At 69.9% G+C, this 16,521-nt stretch carries 19 protein-coding genes and 1 tRNA gene; 10 read left to right on the forward strand and 10 right to left on the reverse strand.

Annotated features, from left to right (window positions below; translation table 11 throughout):
* Positions 1–2: 2 nt before the first annotated feature.
* Both ACIO5E_RS19300 and ACIO5E_RS19305 read right to left on the reverse strand, forming a co-directional pair.
* Positions 3–752, reverse strand: a complete 750-nt coding sequence (locus ACIO5E_RS19300) for a hypothetical protein (protein ID WP_400669152.1) — start codon at positions 750–752, stop codon at positions 3–5.
* A 7-nt stretch (positions 753–759) separates the two neighbouring features.
* Complete coding sequence (locus ACIO5E_RS19305; RefSeq protein ID WP_400669154.1) at positions 760–1,077, reverse strand: hypothetical protein; 318 nt, start codon at positions 1,075–1,077, stop codon at positions 760–762.
* A 309-nt stretch (positions 1,078–1,386) separates the two neighbouring features.
* Here ACIO5E_RS19305 and ACIO5E_RS19310 point away from each other — a divergent pair, with 309 nt between their 5' ends.
* The 4 genes from ACIO5E_RS19310 (at position 1,387) to ACIO5E_RS19325 (ending at position 4,239) form a co-directional block, all read left to right on the forward strand.
* Positions 1,387–1,830 (forward strand): hypothetical protein, encoded by a 444-nt coding sequence (locus ACIO5E_RS19310; RefSeq protein WP_400669156.1) that lies wholly within the window; start codon positions 1,387–1,389, stop codon positions 1,828–1,830.
* A 211-nt stretch (positions 1,831–2,041) separates the two neighbouring features.
* Positions 2,042–2,254: a hypothetical protein gene (locus ACIO5E_RS19315; protein WP_400669158.1), complete on the forward strand. Its 213-nt coding sequence runs from the start codon at positions 2,042–2,044 to the stop codon at positions 2,252–2,254.
* Positions 2,255–2,477: 223 nt separating this feature from the next.
* A complete protein-coding gene (locus ACIO5E_RS19320; RefSeq protein WP_400669160.1) occupies positions 2,478–3,515 on the forward strand; it encodes a C40 family peptidase in 1,038 nt (345 codons plus the stop codon).
* A gap of 34 nt (positions 3,516–3,549) precedes the next feature.
* Positions 3,550–4,239, forward strand: a complete 690-nt coding sequence (locus ACIO5E_RS19325) for a hypothetical protein (RefSeq protein ID WP_400669162.1) — start codon at positions 3,550–3,552, stop codon at positions 4,237–4,239.
* Between the two features lie 301 nt (positions 4,240–4,540).
* Here ACIO5E_RS19325 and ACIO5E_RS19330 read toward each other — a convergent pair whose 3' ends face one another.
* The 3 genes from ACIO5E_RS19330 to ACIO5E_RS19340 all read right to left on the reverse strand — a co-directional run bounded on the left by ACIO5E_RS19330 (position 4,541) and on the right by ACIO5E_RS19340 (position 5,320).
* Positions 4,541–4,762, reverse strand: a complete 222-nt coding sequence (locus tag ACIO5E_RS19330) for a hypothetical protein (protein WP_400669164.1) — start codon at positions 4,760–4,762, stop codon at positions 4,541–4,543.
* 139 nt (positions 4,763–4,901) lie between these two features.
* The gene (locus tag ACIO5E_RS19335; RefSeq protein WP_400669165.1) at positions 4,902–5,129 is read right to left on the reverse strand and encodes a hypothetical protein; all 228 of its coding nucleotides are present in this window, start codon (positions 5,127–5,129) and stop codon (positions 4,902–4,904) included.
* Positions 5,126–5,320 carry a helix-turn-helix transcriptional regulator gene (locus tag ACIO5E_RS19340; protein ID WP_400669167.1) on the reverse strand — a complete coding sequence of 65 codons (195 nt, stop codon included), beginning with the start codon at positions 5,318–5,320 and terminating at the stop codon, positions 5,126–5,128. Before ACIO5E_RS19340 ends, ACIO5E_RS19335 begins: the two co-directional genes overlap by 4 nt.
* A gap of 266 nt (positions 5,321–5,586) precedes the next feature.
* Between ACIO5E_RS19340 and ACIO5E_RS19345 the strand changes: the two genes are divergently transcribed.
* From ACIO5E_RS19345 to ACIO5E_RS19355, 3 genes are all read left to right on the forward strand, one after another.
* Positions 5,587–6,204 carry a helix-turn-helix domain-containing protein gene (locus ACIO5E_RS19345; protein ID WP_400669170.1) on the forward strand — a complete coding sequence of 206 codons (618 nt, stop codon included), beginning with the start codon at positions 5,587–5,589 and terminating at the stop codon, positions 6,202–6,204.
* 55 nt (positions 6,205–6,259) lie between these two features.
* Positions 6,260–6,865, forward strand: coding sequence for a hypothetical protein (locus ACIO5E_RS19350; RefSeq protein ID WP_400669172.1), 606 nt, complete (start codon positions 6,260–6,262; stop codon positions 6,863–6,865).
* Positions 6,866–7,182: 317 nt separating this feature from the next.
* Positions 7,183–8,301 carry a tyrosine-type recombinase/integrase gene (locus ACIO5E_RS19355; protein WP_400669174.1) on the forward strand — a complete coding sequence of 373 codons (1,119 nt, stop codon included), beginning with the start codon at positions 7,183–7,185 and terminating at the stop codon, positions 8,299–8,301.
* A gap of 86 nt (positions 8,302–8,387) precedes the next feature.
* On the opposite strand, the gene ACIO5E_RS19360 is transcribed toward ACIO5E_RS19355, so the two are convergent.
* A tRNA-Thr gene (locus tag ACIO5E_RS19360) sits at positions 8,388–8,464 on the reverse strand.
* Between the two features lie 284 nt (positions 8,465–8,748).
* Here ACIO5E_RS19360 and ACIO5E_RS19365 point away from each other — a divergent pair.
* The 3 genes from ACIO5E_RS19365 (at position 8,749) to ACIO5E_RS19375 (ending at position 11,457) form a co-directional block, all read left to right on the forward strand.
* Positions 8,749–9,840 carry a sn-glycerol-3-phosphate ABC transporter ATP-binding protein UgpC gene (locus ACIO5E_RS19365; RefSeq protein WP_280675568.1) on the forward strand — a complete coding sequence of 364 codons (1,092 nt, stop codon included), beginning with the start codon at positions 8,749–8,751 and terminating at the stop codon, positions 9,838–9,840.
* Positions 9,841–10,022: 182 nt separating this feature from the next.
* Complete coding sequence (locus tag ACIO5E_RS19370) at positions 10,023–10,502, forward strand: hypothetical protein (RefSeq protein ID WP_400669176.1); 480 nt, start codon at positions 10,023–10,025, stop codon at positions 10,500–10,502.
* A 163-nt stretch (positions 10,503–10,665) separates the two neighbouring features.
* Complete coding sequence (locus ACIO5E_RS19375; RefSeq protein ID WP_400669179.1) at positions 10,666–11,457, forward strand: NDP-sugar synthase; 792 nt, start codon at positions 10,666–10,668, stop codon at positions 11,455–11,457.
* Positions 11,458–11,579: 122 nt separating this feature from the next.
* Here the strand turns inward: ACIO5E_RS19375 and ACIO5E_RS19380 are convergent, their stop codons facing one another.
* The 4 genes from ACIO5E_RS19380 to ACIO5E_RS19395 all read right to left on the reverse strand — a co-directional run bounded on the left by ACIO5E_RS19380 (position 11,580) and on the right by ACIO5E_RS19395 (position 16,517).
* Positions 11,580–13,175, reverse strand: coding sequence for a DoxX family membrane protein (locus ACIO5E_RS19380; protein ID WP_400669181.1), 1,596 nt, complete (start codon positions 13,173–13,175; stop codon positions 11,580–11,582).
* 296 nt (positions 13,176–13,471) lie between these two features.
* Entirely contained in the window at positions 13,472–14,464 is a 993-nt protein-coding gene (gene rlmB, locus ACIO5E_RS19385; RefSeq protein ID WP_280675576.1) for a 23S rRNA (guanosine(2251)-2'-O)-methyltransferase RlmB, read from the reverse strand.
* A gap of 135 nt (positions 14,465–14,599) precedes the next feature.
* Positions 14,600–16,009, reverse strand: coding sequence for a cysteine--tRNA ligase (gene cysS, locus ACIO5E_RS19390; RefSeq protein ID WP_400669184.1), 1,410 nt, complete (start codon positions 16,007–16,009; stop codon positions 14,600–14,602).
* Between the two features lie 112 nt (positions 16,010–16,121).
* On the reverse strand, positions 16,122–16,517 hold the full coding sequence (locus ACIO5E_RS19395; RefSeq protein WP_400669186.1) for a PPOX class F420-dependent oxidoreductase: 396 nt from the start codon (positions 16,515–16,517) through the stop codon (positions 16,122–16,124).
* Between the last annotated feature and the right edge of the window lie 4 nt (positions 16,518–16,521).

Raw genomic sequence — 16,521 nt, forward strand, 5'->3', positions numbered from 1 at the left:
GGCTATCGCTTCAATTCCTGCCAGCCCTTGGCCGAGGCTTGGGGGCTGCCCGGCTCGGCGACGAGGCTGGTGTAGTCGGTGGTGGAGTTGCCCGAGGGGGCGGGGATGCGCCAGTCGGTCGCGGACCAGGTGAGGTCGAGCGGGTAGACCCCCATGCGGGTCTGAATCCCGGTGCCGGGCACGCTGGTGGTGTAGGTGGCCAGCAGGAGGACCTGGACGTTGTCCGGGGCGACCGAACGCACCTGGTACTCGACGGGCGACAGGACGACGGAGGTACCGGGCGGCAACTGGCCGCTCTTCGGCAGGCCGAGCCCCTTACGCGTGGCGACCGGGCCCTGGGCGAGGACGTCAGCGGCGCTGGACCAGGAGTCGACGGCGACGAGCCTGGCGACGGCCGCCGCGCGGTCGGGTTCAAGGGTGGAGCCGAGCTGGCGCCAGTACTCGACCGCCGCCGAAACAGCGCCTACCGTGGAATGCGGGTAGCCCACCTGGACCCCGTTGACGAGGCGCTCTCCGCGGACGAGCTGCAGCGGGCCGGTCAGCCCGGGGGCGGGCGACCCGGTGGAGTCCACACCGGTGACCGAACCCGGCGGCGGGATGGCGGCCGGCGGCGTGAACACCTTGGGCCCGCGGGGCTCGCTGCCGGACTCGATGGCGACCCCAACGGCGACGAAGGCGAGCAGGCCAACGACACCGAGGAGGAGCAGCGGCAGAATCCGGCGGCGGGGGCGGTGGTCGAGGAACTGGTTCATGGCGCGGTTAGGCCGCCGCGCTGAAGACGGTGTTCACGACCGGGATCGCGCACGCGGTCACGATCACTCCACCCAGCGACCAGACCAGGCTCCTCTTCCCCTTCTCCGCAGAGTCCGGCCTGTTCGAGAGGTGGCCGATGCCCATCAGGCCGCCCGAGACCACCGCGGCGACGGCGCACGCGATCAGGGCGCCCCACTTCGCGTACGAGAGCAGAAGGTTCGCGCCCTTCGAACCGTTCGTCGGATCCGCCGGTGCCGGATTCTGGATGTCGGCGAGGTAGTGAACGTCAGCGAGGTGATGGACGACTTGCAGGGTGGTGGACATACCGGGCTCCCGGGAGTACGGACGTGCCAGCGATCCCGCAGGACCTGCGCTGGCCAGAAGGAGCCGCCCCTGCTTGATCGGGCACGGGGAGGCGAATGAACGGCCTTCACCCGAGTTCAGCACGCAAGGTCAATGCGTTTCACTCTGGCTAATCAGCCGTGGGCAAACGATAGACGGGCCCGGGCCGCACTCGTCAACCAGAGTGAATGTGACTAGACTCACTCGACCACTCTCTGTTTACAGTGGCTAATGGGCGTCACTGTGCGCAACGATGAGACTCAGTCAGAAGTGAGGAGTGCTACGCGCGTCATGACAGTCGAAGAGTCCGCCGAGGGCGGGGTCGTTGCGGCTCGCCTGAACCACCTGTTCGCGACCGTGCACCCGGCCGACCGGGGCCCGTACGCCAATACCGAAGTCGCCCAGGCGATCAACGAGAAGGCCGGCCATCAGGTCCTCGGCGCCACCTACCTGTGGCAGCTCCGGAAAGGCAAGCGCCAGGACCCAACCCACAGTCGTCTCAAGGCACTTGCGGATTTCTTCGGCGTTTCCCCGATGTACTTCTACGAGGAGGAGACCGCGAAGCGGACCGACGCGCAGCTCCGCCTGGCGGCCGCGCTGCGCAACCCGGCGATCCGGCAGCTGGCGCTCGACGCAGACGGCCTCTCCGAGAACAGCCTCGCGGCGATCTCCACCATGATCCAATCGGCGCGGGCGATTGAAGGGCTTCCGGTTCCCGACTCCGCGCAGGAGTGATGCACGCCACTCCTTCCGCGCATCACAACTTCACATGAGCGACGCACTCTCGGCGATCGGTCGCATACAGTTCTGCGGGTCGGGAGGAAGGAGTGACCGACCGACTACCGTCGTTCGCTCCACAGCACTGCCTCCCGATCAGGGAGGCAATTTCATGGGCGTGACCCAGCTCTGCGGCACTCGACAAGCAGGCCGTGGCACACCTTCACAGGTGGACTGCCAGGCGGCCCCGCTGGCCGCTCCACCCGCGCCGGTCGGCGTCACCCCGGTCGCAGCAGGGCCCGAGCAGCAGCTCGACCGGATCTTGGCGGACGCCCCGAGCCGTCCTGCCGGGCGCGCCACCGCGGCGAGCGCCGCCTTCGACGCCGTGTTCCCCGACCTCCAGCCGGCAGCCCTTCAGCACTTCGGCTGGCTCGACCTCTAGCTCCGACCACCGGAGACCGGACGCCGGCCCGAACCGCCACCCCACCCCTTGAGGCCTCTCGGCGGCGAACCATGCCCAGAACTCTTCACTATGGCTAATCAGTGTCACTGATCACCATCACTTCAGTTGACCAACCACTCACGCATCAGCTTATTGTTCGCATCAGTCCAATTAGCTGATGTGAAACGGCTGCGCCCGTCGCGAGCCGGCTCAGAGGTGGCACGTGAAGAAAGCAGCACACCTGGCGCTGGTCAGCGTCCTTGCGCCCTTCGGGGTGGTCTTCGGCGTCGCGCTATCCGGCGGAGGAACAGCAGCCGCCACGCCAGCGGTCACGGCCGGGAACGGCATCGGTCTCGGGTGCTTCAAACCGGTCGCCCCGGGAGAGACCGTCGCGGGCGGGCAGCAGCTGACCACCGAGCAGATCAACAACGCGCAGATCATCTACCAGGTCTCCGTCGAGCTCCAGCTGCCGTCGCAGGCGGCCGTGGTCGCGCTGGCGACCGCGATGCAGGAGTCGACGCTGAGGAATTTGACCTCCGGAGACCGGGATTCACTCGGACTGTTCCAGCAGCGCCCCAGCCAGGGGTGGGGATCGCCTGCGCAGATCATGGACCCGGTCTACTCGTCGAAGATGTTCTACGCGCAGCTGGTGAAGGTGCCGATGTGGGAGATCCTGCCGGTCACCGTGGCCGCTCAGCGGGTCCAGCGGAGCGCGCTGCCAGACGCCTACGCGAAGTGGGAGGGGCTCGCTCAGCACCTGGCAGCCACCTTCGGCGGGAACGCCACGAACTGCTCGCTCGGCAACGGGGACGGCCAGACGACGACCGAGGCCATCAGCCTTCCCGCCGGCTTCTCGCTACCGGCCGGAACCCCGACCACGATCGTGACCGCAATCCAGTTCGGAATCTCCAAACTGGGCATGCCCTACCAGTGGGGCGGCACCGGAAACCCGAGCTACGACTGCTCCGGCCTGATGCTCCGCGCCTACCAGGCCGCCGGGCTCACCATCCACAGGACCACCTTCGAGCAGGTCTACGATGGGACTCCGGTCTACGGCGCGCAGCAACTCAAGCCCGGGGACCTGATCTTCCTCGCCGGCTCCGACGGCACGCCGAGTGCACCCGGACACGTCGGGATGTACCTGGGCTCGAACCTGGTCCTCGACGCCCCGCGGACTGGCAAGAACATCCAGATCACCCATTTCACGGGTGGATATTGGGACAAACAGGCCGTGGCCTTCCGGCGGATCGTCCCGTCCTGATGCAGCCAGCACCGCCTCGATCGAAGCAGGAAGCATGATCCAACATTCGTGGAGCAGCACGGTCCGCGAACTCGCCGAACGGGCGGAGCTGGCGCACAGCACCGCGTCCTGGGCGGAAGCCGCTCTCACCCAGCACTCCGGAGACCGCAGCAGCCGAGGACGCCTCCTCTCCAACGTCGCGCTCAGCCGGGCCCGGGATGCCGCCCTGCTCAAGGCCGCCCGGTTCGCTCTGTGCCGCCGCGCCGCCGGCCGCCCCGCACCGCTGTGGCTTCCGCACGGGCGGGTACTGCCCGGAGCAGCCACCCCTCGCTGGTGGCGCGAAGCGGCCACCCGGGACGACGCCGGAATCTGGCGGGTGATCCCGCTGCCCGGCCCCGAGCGCCTCGTCGGGCTGCCGGAAGACGACCCGCTGGTCCTGGCCGTCGCCGAGCAGGCACGCCTCCTCCAGGCCAGCCTGCTCGGGCACCAGAACCGCGACGCCTTCTACGAGGCGTTCGAACCGGACGGACACCGTGGCGAGGGCACGTCGGTTGAGCCGCTCCGCCGGCTCGGCAGCAAGACCAGTTGGAAGGTGCAGACGTGGGTCAACCCCCGGCTCGGGATGCGGGTGAGGGCCGACCGGGAGGACGAGTTCCAGCAAGCCAACCGTGATCGGCGCGCAGTCTGGGAGCGTTCGAGGGCGTACGGCGACGCCGTGGTGGCGCTGTTGCGCCGCGTCGGCTGACCTGACCACCAGAGGACACAGCGAAGGCCCGTACGGACAACCTTGTCCGTACGGGCCTTCGCCCGCTGATACCCGGCCCCGGCCACTTCAGCCAGCCTCTCAAGAGCCTGGTGGACGAGGTCGGCAACCGCCGCAGCCGGCCGCATCTCCGACGTGCGGGAACTGCTCGACCAGCACAAGGCCTGCCGCCTTGGGGCAGGGTGCCGTCGCCCCGGTCGTCGAAGACAGGCTCCCCGAATGACGACAGGGAGAAGGCCGGGGGCCTCACCACGAACGGTGAGGCCCCCGGCCTTCTCCCTGCTCACTCTCTGGCGAGCGTCCCCCTGTCGGTGGCTGTCCACTCGGGGGGAACGACTCGGTCCTCGGAGGACTGCCACTGAACGTGAACGCTTCCAGGGCGGACATCGAGGATCACTCCGCGAAGGTACCGGCCGGAGCCGTCCTTCGCGGTCGACATCCAGTGCCGGCCGATCCAGCCGGTGGGCGGCTGTTCGGCGTAGCGGTCGTGGGTGAAGCTCTGCATGGTGATCTCCTGAGGTGGGGGTCGGCGTCGGACCGTGCTGGCGGGCGAGCGCGAGCCAGTCAGGGCGGGCGGGGCGGCAGCGGGCACCCGCCCCGGTCCGTCGGCGGGTTCGCGGTGAGGGCGCTCTCTCGGTCGCGGGTCACCGTGCCTCCGCGTTCCAGCCGCGGCCGTCGCGCACCAGGCCGGTCGAGGCCCACAGCCGAACGTCCGCCGGCCGGTAGTGCCGAACGGCTTCGGCGTCCTCGGTGTACTTCGGACCGATGCCAACGGCTCCAAGCTCTCGCAGGTCCGCCGTTCCGATGCCGAGGTAAGACGCCGCGTCGTCCACCGACCACCAGGGGCGGCGGGGTGCACTCCATCGCTTCATCGACCGCTCCCCATGTCGGAGGAACGGGATTCGAGCCACTGCCGCACGTCGTGCGGGTCGTAGCGCCGATGCCTTCCCACCTTGAAGGAGCGCGGGCCGGTCCCCTTCCAGTTCATCTGGTAGATCGACTGCTCTGGGACGCCAAGGAACTGCGCGAGTTCCTGCAAGGTCCACAACCTGTCCGTGCTCACGGGTGCTCACATCCATCTCGTTCGTCGTTTCGACAAGTTAACTCGTCGTTCGAACAACCGAGATGAGCATCAACCAGAGCCCTTCGGGTTGTCAATACGGCGATCACACTCGTCGTTTCGACGCATGTAGGCCTAGTTCAGCGCCCCGACCACCCAAGAAGGGCACATTCGTCGAATCGACGCCTCATCCATGGCCTATCGCTTGTCGATTGCACAATCGACAAGCGATTAGGTAGAGTCGCCGATACGACGAGCAAGGAGGCCAGATGTCCAGCGGCTCAGCTCCCCCGACACTGTCGGTGAGCGATGCGGCAGCGGTCCGGCTGAAGGAAGCGCGGACTCGACGCGGGTGGACCACCAAGCAACTGGCCGACGCCTGCGCTGCGGTCGGCGCGGTCAAGCTGACGTCCGCCGCGCTGAGCAACATCGAAACCGGCCGCCGAGACGCGGACGGGGTTCGACGGCGCGAGCTGTCCATCGACGAACTCGTAGTACTGGCAGTGGTGTTGGACATCGCACCGATCCACCTGCTGGGCCTGCCTGACAACGCCGAACCCGGGACAAGGCTTCGGCTGACCCCCGAACTGGCAGTCAGCGACGGCCAGTTGATACTGGATTGGCTCTGTGGGCGGCAGGCGTTGCCCCAAAGCGATTCGCGGCAGTTCTACTCGGCGGCCCTCCAGCGGATGCCGGCCAACGATGGCCAGCAGGCCGTCGCCGACCTCACCCGCTCGGTACTCCAGGACCGCGCTGCGGCGCTCACCGAGTCCTTCAACTCGGAGGTGACGGCGATGCTGGAGAAGATCAACAGTGCGGTCGCGTCGGGCGCCAGCCCGGAGGAACTCGCCGCGCTGCTCAAGCCGGGCGACCCCGGCTCGAAGTAGGACCTGCACCACACTTGCGTCCGGTAACGCCGAGACGCCAGTTCAGCGAACCCGATTGCGCGACCAGCCGGTCCCGCACCCGTACGGGCAGAGAAGAGGAACTTTATGGCATGTATCCATCAATGATCGGCAGAAGACCATGCTCCACGCTCGGATCGAGGACCGCGGTAAGCACGCGGACTACCTCCTGGCCGTCGAACGCGCTCGCGCCGCCGGCCGCACCCCGCCAGCCCGCTACCGCGTCCGCTGGCGCGACGAGTCGGGCACTTCCCACAGCCTGAGCTTGCCGACCCCGCACCTCGCAGCGGCCGTGCGGGCAAAAATCGCCCACGGCCTGGCGCCAGTGACGCTCAGCAGCCTGGTCGATCGCTGGTCGTCCCTGCCGGTGCAGTCCGCCCGGCCGGGGGCACCGAGGTTCCCGAACCGCAGGCCGCTCGACCTACACGTGCTGCCGCGCCTTGGGCGCAGGCTCGCCATCACGATCACCCGGACAGACGTCGAGCGCCTGATGGCGGATCTACATGCCGAAGGCCGGCTGAGCGCCGCCACGATCAACAGCGTCCTCGCAGCGCTCAAGCGCGTCTTGGAGCACGGCGTCCGCAACAGGCACTTGCCCAGCAACCCCGCGCTCGGCATCAGGCCGCTAGCCCGACCGGCCTGATCTCCGGCGAAGTACCCCGGCCTCCGGCCCACCCCTTCCGCGCCCCGTGTTCACCACCTGCGCGACGTGCGGATCACCGATAAACCATGAAACCCGAAATGCGGCAGAAGCCGCACATTCGAACGGGCAGAAAGAAGGAATGGATATGACCATGAACACTGCAAAGCATCTCCAGGTGATTTATGTCCCGCGTATGGATAGAAGACCGCATTAACCACGCCGCCTACAAGACGGCCGCCGCAAAGGCGAAGCCGACCGGGCGCAAGCCGCCGGGCCGCTTCCGGGTCCGCTGGTACGACCCTAGCGGGAAACCCCGCATGCTCACCTTCCTCAGGAAGGTCGACGCCGAATCCAAGCGAACCGAGATCGAGAGCTCCCTCGGCCTCGGAACGTACCGAGACCCCCGGGCCGGCCGTACCAAGGTTGCCGAGATCGCGGAAGGCTGGTTCACCTCCAAGGTCGACGTCCGCCGATCGACCCGAAGCCGCTACCGAGGCGTCCTCGACCTCCACGTGATTCCTCGCTGGGGCACCACCGCAGTTGCCGATGTGCAGCACGAAGACATCGTGACCTGGCTGGGAACCATCATGTCGGACTCGATTGCCTCCGGCTCACCTCTGAGCGCGGCAACCATCCGGAAGATCTGGGTCGTCCTCAAGAGCGTCCTCGGCTATGCGGTTCGGACGAAGAAGATCGCGCACAACCCCGCCATCGGAGTGCCACTCCCCCGGTACACACCCGCCGAACACGTCTACCTGACAGATGTACAAGTAGAAGCGCTTGCGGAAGCCTGCGGAGAATACCGGGCCCTCATCCTCTTCTTGGCTTACACCGGAGTTCGCTGGGGTGAGGCAACGGCGGTCCAGATCAAGCACGTGGATCTGAAAACCAGGCGCGTCAGAATTGCGCAGGCATGGGGGTCGGATAAGGGAAAGCTGTACCTGGAGGACAGCCCTAAGAACCACGAACGAAGGTCTGTCCCCATCCCGGCATTTCTCATTGCCGAACTGACTAAGATCATCGCCGGGAGAAAGCCGGAAGAATACCTCTTCGTCGCACCACGCGGCGGCGTCCTGATGATCCGCAACTTTATGCGGAGGCACTTCAAGGGCGCACTCATAGCGGCTGGACTCGGCGATCTGGGAATCACCCTGCACAAACTCCGGCACACTGCGGCCTCGCTGGCGATCGCCAGTGGAGCTGACGTCAAGGTGGTCCAGACCATGCTTGGCCACAAGACCGCGACGCTGACCCTGGACACGTACGGTCACCTCTGGCCGGACCGGTTGGACGAGGTCTCCGACCGGCTCGACGCCCAGCGCACCAAGGCGTTGGGGAAGGCCCGAAAGAAGGCCGAGAAGGCCGCGCGCAAGGCCCGGGAACTCGCCGAGCAGCTGGCGGCCCTGGAGGCCGGCGAACTGGCCGCTGCGGCCTGACGTGTGCTGAATGTGTGCCGGGAACCCGTTGAGGGCCGACCCCTGTCGGAGTCGGCCCTCAACTTCCCCGCCAGATAAGCGAGTTGTGGAGCCCCCTGTCGGGTTCGAACCGACGACCCCCGCTTTACAAGAGCGGTGCTCTGGCCAGCTGAGCTAAGGAGGCACGGTGACCGTCCGCGAGGGATCACGGCGGCACCGGGGGCAGTCTACCGGGCCGGGGTGGTGGGGTGTGGGGATATCCGGGGGTTGGTGGAGTGGGGTGGGCGTGATGGAACCGATGCCGAAATCGGGTGGGCTGGGGGCTGACAAGCCACGGAAGCGCAGGTAGCGTCGCCGGAAGTCGGTTCGCGTGGTGGTTCAGACCACTGGGCGGGCTGATGAAGACGAACGAATCCCCCTTTACTCGGATCGTCCGGCACGTTCCTGCCGGTGGAGGAGAGTACGACCATGGCTTCTGTCACGTACGAGCAGGCAACCCGTGTCTACCCCGGGGCGGACAAGCCCTCGGTGGACGCGCTGGACCTGGAGATCGCGGACGGCGAGTTCCTCGTGCTGGTCGGCCCGTCGGGCTGCGGCAAGTCGACCAGCCTGCGCATGCTGGCCGGTCTGGAGGACGTCAACAGCGGCTCGATCCGGATCGGCGACCGGGACGTCACGCACCTGCCCCCGAAGGACCGGGACATCGCCATGGTGTTCCAGAACTACGCGCTGTACCCGCACATGACCGTCGCCGAGAACATGGGCTTCGCGCTCAAGATCGCCGGTGTGAACAAGGCGGAGATCCGCACCAAGGTCGAGGAGGCCGCGAAGATCCTCGACCTGACGGAGTACCTGGACCGCAAGCCGAAGGCGCTGTCGGGCGGTCAGCGCCAGCGTGTCGCGATGGGCCGCGCGATCGTGCGCCAGCCGCAGGTCTTCCTGATGGACGAGCCGCTGTCGAACCTGGACGCCAAGCTGCGCGTCTCGACCCGTACCCAGATCGCCGGCCTGCAGCGCCGCCTGGGCATCACCACGGTGTACGTCACCCACGACCAGACCGAGGCGCTCACCATGGGCGACCGGGTCGCGGTGCTCAAGGGTGGCGTGCTGCAGCAGGTCGACACCCCGCGCAACATGTACGACAAGCCCGCCAACCTGTTCGTGGCCGGCTTCATCGGCTCGCCGGCGATGAACCTGGTCGAGGTGCCGCTGGTGGACGGCGGCGTGAAGTTCGGCGGCTCGGTGGTCAACGTCTCGCGTGACGACCTGGCCGGCGCCGGCACCGACAAGTCGGTGACCGTCGGCATCCGCCCGGAGCACTTCGAGATCGTCCCGGCGGGCGGCATCGAGGGCGTCGCGGTGACCGTGAACGTGGTCGAGGAGCTCGGTTCGGACGGCTTCGTGTACGGCACCACCAAGATCGGCGGCGAGGACAAGGAGCTGGTCGTCCGCGTGCACGGCCGGCAGATCCCGGCCCGCGGCGAGACGATCCACGTCGTGCCGATCGCCAATGAGACCCACGTGTTCTCCACCAGCTCGGGTGCCCGCCTGAGCAGCTGAGCACGGCGTGCCCGGTCGTCCGGGCGAGCCACCACGCGGAGCCCGTCGGACCACTCCCGGTCCGGCGGGCTCCGCCCGTACACCCCCGCGTCAACACGGCGTGGGGACGAAACCGGACACGGTGTCACTCGATGGTGTAACGGAGGGCGATCTCGCCCGCACCCACCGCTACTCTCCTGAGGGTGAAGCAGCTTGTGCGCCGTATCGGCCAGACCGTCGCCCTGACCCTGCCGGTCGTCCTGGTGACCACCGGCACCCTCGCCGTGACCCGGGTACCGTGGGCCCCGCCGGCCGGCCTCGACCAGCAGGTCGTGGCGGCGTCCAGCGGTGACGGTGCCGGGATCGGGCGTTCCGCCACCGCCAACGCGGCCACCGGCACCACCGCCAACGCGGCCGCGGGCAAGTCCTCGGACGGGCTCGCCCCGCAGGAGTCGCTGCGGGTGGCGCTGCTGGACGAGCTGCGGGCGAAGAACCCGTCCGCCGCGCTGGACCTGCTGGAGCGCTCGATGCGCGAGCAGCCGTCACTGACGCCGTACTGCACCTCGCTCGCCACCGAGCTGGGCAAGGCCGCGGTGCGCAAGTACCAGGGCGACGTGCAGCGGGCCCGGTCGTTCGCCCGCCCGGTCTGCGACGGGTCGTTCGCGGCGGGCATCGCCGGCTGACGACGTCGGCGGCTCGGGCTGCCCCGCGGCAGATCCGGCCGCCCCCTCGGCTCCGCCCCCTCGGCCCCGGCCCGCGGCCCCGGCCGGTCGGCCCCCACCGGCGGCCCGGACCGGCGTCCGCAGCTCCGGCCGACCGGCCCGGTGGGCGCCTTATTGTTCAGGCATGACCGCTGACTCCGGCCCCACCGCCGACCTCACGTCCCCGCCGCCCCATCCGCCCCGGCCGACCACGACGCCCGTCACCCAGGCCGTGATCCTGGCCGGCGGCCAGGGCTCGCGACTGCGGCCCTACACGGACGACCGCCCCAAGCCGCTGGTCGAGATCCCGGGAACGGGCACGCCGATCCTCGGTCACCAGCTGGCCTGGCTGGCCTCCGAGGGCGTCACCGACGTGGTGGTCTCCTGCGGGCACCTCGCCGACGTGCTGGAGGAGTGGCTCGACAAGGCGGACCTGCCGCTGCGCGTCCGCACGGTGGTCGAGGAGGAGCCGCTCGGGCGCGGCGGCGGACTCAAGTACGCGGCCAAGGCGCTGCCCCGCCCGGACGAGCCCTGGTACGCCACCAACGGCGACATCTGGACCCGGTTCAGCCTGCGCGACATGGCCGCCTTCCACCACGAGCGGGACGCCGTCGCGACGCTCGCGCTGGCCCGGCCGCGGATCCCGTGGGGGGCGGTGGAGACCGACCAGTTCGGCAACGTGCTGGACTTCATCGAGGCACCGCCCTCGCCGTTCCTGATCAACGCCGGGCTGTACGTCTTCAGCCCGGAGTTCGCCGAGTTGCTGCCGGACGTGGGCGACCACGAGCGCACCACGTTCCCGCAACTGGCGCGCAGCAAGCGGCTGGCGGGCTACCAGCTGCCGCAGGGCGTGTACTGGCGCGCCATCGACACCGCGAAGGACCTCACCGAGGCCGCCAAGGAGCTCGCCGCCGGGGCCGGCCGCGCCCCGCAGTAACGCCCCCGGGCACGAACGGCGAAGCGGCAACCCCTCTGGGCACAAGCGAGCGGCAACGGCAATCGGCCGGGTGCTCCGCCATGGAGCACCCGACCGACCGCGTCCGCGAACCGTCAGACCCCTCAGGTGGACGTAGGCGCCCCCGGGCGGGAGGAGCGGGCACCGCCGGACAGGTCGGTCAGCGGACCGCTGCCCAGCACCCCGCCGAGCAGCCCGGAGCCCGCCCCGGAGCTCGGGCTCGGCTTGGACGCCGTCCCCGAGCCGCCGGGGGCCGGGGTGCTGCGCTGGGCGGGCGAGGAGCCGGCCGGCGGCACGGCGGCGGACGGCGCGGCCGGGCTCGCACCGGCCCCGCTCTCCGCCTTGGTGGAGTGCCCCTTGCCGCTCGGCGTCGGGCCGGTCGGCCGGGAGGCCGGGGCGGAGGAGGGCGGAGCGGTCGGGCTCGGTGTGGGGGTGGCCGGTCGCGGGGCGGCGGGCGAGGGCGAGGTGGACGAGCCCTGGCCGCCCGGGGTGCCGGTCGGGGCGCCGCCCGGCCAGACCGGCGTGCCGTAGTCGGTGGCCGGACGGGCCGGCGCCTGGTGCGGCCGGGCGCCGGTGCGCACCGCCGCGCCGAGCATCGAGCCGAGCAGCAGGGTCAGCCCGACGACGACCGTGGTGACCACCGTGCCGCGGCGCAGCACCCGTCGGCGCAGCGCGGCGGGCGCGTCCGCGCCGTACCGCCGCCAGGCCTCCAGGTTGAGCCGCCCGTCCAGGGAGGCGAACGGCGCGCCGGCGATCAGCAGCGGGCTCCAGGCCGCCAGGAAAATCAGGTCGGGCGTGTCGTAGACCGGTACGGCCCGCCAGCTGACGGTGAACAGCAGCGCGGCGGAGAGCAGCATCGCCGCCCCGGCCGCGAGCCGCTGCCAGAGGCCGAGGACGGTCAGCACGCCGACCACGATCTCGGTGAACGACACCGCCAGGCCGGCACCGACCGGGTGCGCCATGGCGAAGGCCAGCAGCGGCTCGGCGACCTTCCAGGGGTGCAGCGAGGCGAGCCAGCGCATCATCGAGCCGCGCTCGCCGCCGTCGAAGTACACCGGGTCGCAGAGCTTGCTGAACCCGGCGTAGACGGACAGCGAGCCGAGGACGGCGCGCAGCGGCAGCAGGACCAGGCCGAGGTCGACCCGGCGTCCGGGGTACCAGGCCTGCCGACCCTCGGTGGCCGTCGCGGAGACCTCGGGCAGCTCGCCGCTCGGGGTCCAGCCCTGCGGCGCGCCGACCGGGCCGACGCCCGCGTAGGTGGCGGTGCCGGCACCCGACCGGGGCTGGCGCGGGACGGTCCGGGCACCCGAGTAGGTCGGGATCACCTGGGTGTCCGACTCGGCCAGGCCGACGCCCCCGGAGGCGGAACCGGTGAGCCGGACGGCCTCCAGCAGCTGGGTGGCCGCGAGGTCCCCGGGGGGCGCCTGCCCGGTCCAGGTGACGGCGGTGACCCGGCCCTTGCGGCGCGGCGCACCGCCCCCGGCGGCCCCCGCCATCGCCGGGACGGCGGAGGCGGGCACGACGACCTGCGGGGTGACCAGCGGACGGCGGATCAGGCCCTGGTTGGCGTACGGGTCGCCGAACGCGGCACCGGTGGACAGCAGTCCGGCCGGGGCCTCGATCAGCGGCGCCACCGGGGCGCCGAGCCGGAGCCGGAAGCTCGCCTGCGTGTTGCTGAGGCGCGCGGGGTCGGACGGCACCTTGACCGTGTCAAGGCCGGGGCCCGCGTCTATCCCGGTGCTGCCGCCGCCGAACAGGGGGCGCCGAGGTGTTCTGGTGTCCACGCCCGTCTAACCGGGTGACGGCCGCTTAGGACACTCTCCCGAGTGGATATCCGGCGCCTGCTTGAAATGATCATGAGAAAAGCGATCGGGCCCGGTCGGGCCCGATCGCTTTTCACTCGGACTGCGGAGAATTCGGAAGATCCCCTGCGCACCGGCCACCGCGTGTGCTGCGGCGACGACCCGCGCTGCGGCAGCCGCCGGTGCGCCAGGGGTCAGCGCTTGGCCCGCAGCCGCGCGGCCTCGTACAGCACGATGCCCGCCGCGACACCGGCGTTCAGCGACTCGGTCAGCCCGGACATCGGGATCCGCACCCGCATGTCGCAGGTCTCCGAGACCAGCCGGGACAGGCCCTTGCCCTCGCTGCCCGCGACGATCACCACCGGGCCGGTCAGCAGCTCCAGGTCGCCCAGCTCGGCCTCGCCGTCGGCGGCCAGGCCGACCACCATCAGGCCGGCCTTCTGGTAGGCCTCCAGGGTGCGGGTGAGGTTGGTGGCCCGGGCGACGGGCAGCCGGGCGGCGGCGCCGGAGGAGGTCTTCCAGGCACCGGCGGTCATGCCGGCCGCGCGGCGCTCGGGGATGACCACGCCGTGCGCGCCGAAGGCGGCGGCGGAGCGGACCACGGCGCCGAGGTTGCGCGAGTCGGTGACACCGTCCAGCGCGATGATCAGCGCGTCCTGGCCGGCGTCGGCGGCCTCGCCCAGCAGGTCCTCGGGGTGCGCGTACTCGTACGGCGGGACCTGGAGCACCAGGCCCTGGTGGTTGAGCCCGCCGGTCATCTGGTCCAGCTGCGGGCGCGGGGCCTCCATCAGCGGGATGCCGCGGTCGTTGGCGGCCTGGAAGGCCTCGCGGACGCGGTCGTCGGTGTCGATGAACTGCATGACGTACAGCGCGGTGGCCGGCACGTCGCCCTTCAGGGCCTCGACCACCGAGTTGCGGCCGAAGACCAGCTCGGCGGCACCCGCGCCACCGCGGCCGCCGCGCCCGCCACCGCCGGACCGGCGCATGCCGGCACGGGCCTTGGCGTCCCGCTCGCGCTTGATCGCGGCGTTGGCGGCGCGCTGCTTCGGGTGGCCCTTGCGCTCCTCCCCGGGCGGGGTCGGGCCCTTGCCCTGGAGCGCCTTGCGGCTGTGCCCGCCGGTACCGACAGACGCGCCCTTCTTCGATCCGGGGTTGCGGCGGTTCCTGCGCGCACTGTTGCCGGCCATGGCTGTACATCCTGTCTGTTCGGCATGCCCGGCCGCCCCGTTCTGTCCGGCGGCGGCCGACGGCATGCGCTACGTCATGCGGGAGGGCCGCACCGGTCCGGTACGGCCCACCCTCACCCCGATCGTCAGATGGGGTTACTGGCTGTTGATCGTCCAGCGCGGGCCGGACGGGGTGTCCTCGATCACCAGCCCGGCGAGGCCGAGCTGGTCGCGGATGGCATCCGCGGTGGCGAAGTCCTTACGCTGCCGCGCCGCCTGCCGCTGGTCCAGGACCAGGCGGACCAGCGAGTCGACCACACCGTGCATGCTCTTCAGTGTCCCAGCCTCGCCGCGCTCCGTCCCGGCCCACTGCGGGTCGAGCGGGTCGAGACCCAACACTCCGAGCATCGCACGGACCTCGGCGAGTCGCGCCACCGCGTTCTCCTTGTCGTCCGCGTTCAGGGCGCTGTTGCCCTGGCGGACGGCGGTGTGCACGACGGCCAACGCCTGCGGCACGCCCAGGTCGTCGTCCATCGCCTCGGCGAAGGCCGGCGGCACCTCGGGCGCGGCGTCGACCGTCCCGCAGCGCTCGATGGTGCGCTGGATGAAGCCCTCGATCCGGCCGAAACCGGCCTCGGCCTCACGCAGCGACTCCTCGCTGTACTCGATCATCGAGCGGTAGTGCGGGGCGCCCAGGTAGTAGCGGAGCACGATCGGCCGCCACCGCTGGACCATCTCGGAGACCAGCACCGAGTTGCCCAGCGACTTGCTCATCTTCTCGCCGGCCATGGTGACCCAGGCGTTGTGCACCCAGAAGTTGGCGAAGTCGTCGCCGTAGGCCTTGGACTGGGCGATCTCGTTCTCGTGGTGCGGGAAGATCAGGTCCAGCCCGCCGCCGTGGATGTCGAAGGCCGGGCCGAGGTACTTGTGGGCCATCGCCGAGCACTCCAGGTGCCAGCCGGGACGGCCGCGGCCCCACGGGGTCTCCCAGCTCGGCTCGCCCGGCTTGGCGGCCTTCCACATCGCGAAGTCGCGGTGGTCGCGCTTGCCGGTCTCGCCCTCGGCCGAGGGCTGGCGCAGGTCGGCCAGCTTCTGGTTGGAGAGCGCGAGGTAGTCGGGGTACGACTTCACGTCGAAGTAGACGTTGCCGTCCGCCGCGTAGGCGTGGCCCTTCTCGATGAGCCCCCGCATCATCTCGACCATCTCGGGGATGTGCCCGGTGGCCCGCGGCTCGACGGTCGGCGGCAGGCAGCCGAGCGCGGTGTAGCCGTCGTTGAAGGCACGCTCGTTCTCGTAGGCGATCTGCCACCACGGGGTGCCGAGCTCGCGCTCCTTGGCGATCACCTTGTCGTCGATGTCGGTGACGTTCCGGGCGAAGGTCACCTGGTAGCCGCGGTAGGCGAACCACCGCTGCATGATGTCGAAGTTGAGCCCGGACCGGATGTGCCCGATATGAGGCGCCGACTGGACGGTAGCGCCGCACAGGTAGATCGAGACACAGCCCGGTACAAGCGGGACGAAGTCGCGTACCTGGCGGGTGCTGGTGTCGTACAGGCGAATGCTCACAGCGTCAAGCGTAGTGGGCAGGAGGGGGTGCCCCGCGACATTCCCGAATGTCAATACCGCGACAAGGGCGTTTCCTCGCCGCGTCCTGTCGGAGGCACCCACTCCTCCGGGGTCAGATGCTGCCGACCACCTTGCGCGGGGTGAGCCGGACGATCACCCGCACGTCCTCCGGGCCGTCGAAGGTGTAGACGTCCTCACCGCGGTACTTGGCGGCCAACCGGTTGATCAACTCGCGGCCGCCCTGGGTGGTGAGGGTGGCCGAGCCGCGCACCTCCAGGTACTCGTACGGGCTCTCCGGCGGGTTGACCACGAGCGAGATGCGCGGGTCCTTCAGCAGGTTGAGGTGCTTGCGACGGCCCTCGACGGTGGAGAACAGGATGTCCTCGCCGTCGCGCTCCACCCAGACCACCGAGGACTGGGGGCTGCCGTCGGGCTGGATGGTGGAGACCACGGCGAAGCTCTTGCCGTCGATCAAGGCCTTGGCGCGGTCGGAGAGTTGGGTGGTCATCGGG

The sequence above is a fragment of the Kitasatospora sp. NPDC087314 genome (genome assembly GCF_044744365.1).
In the GTDB taxonomy this organism is placed as follows: domain Bacteria; phylum Actinomycetota; class Actinomycetes; order Streptomycetales; family Streptomycetaceae; genus Kitasatospora.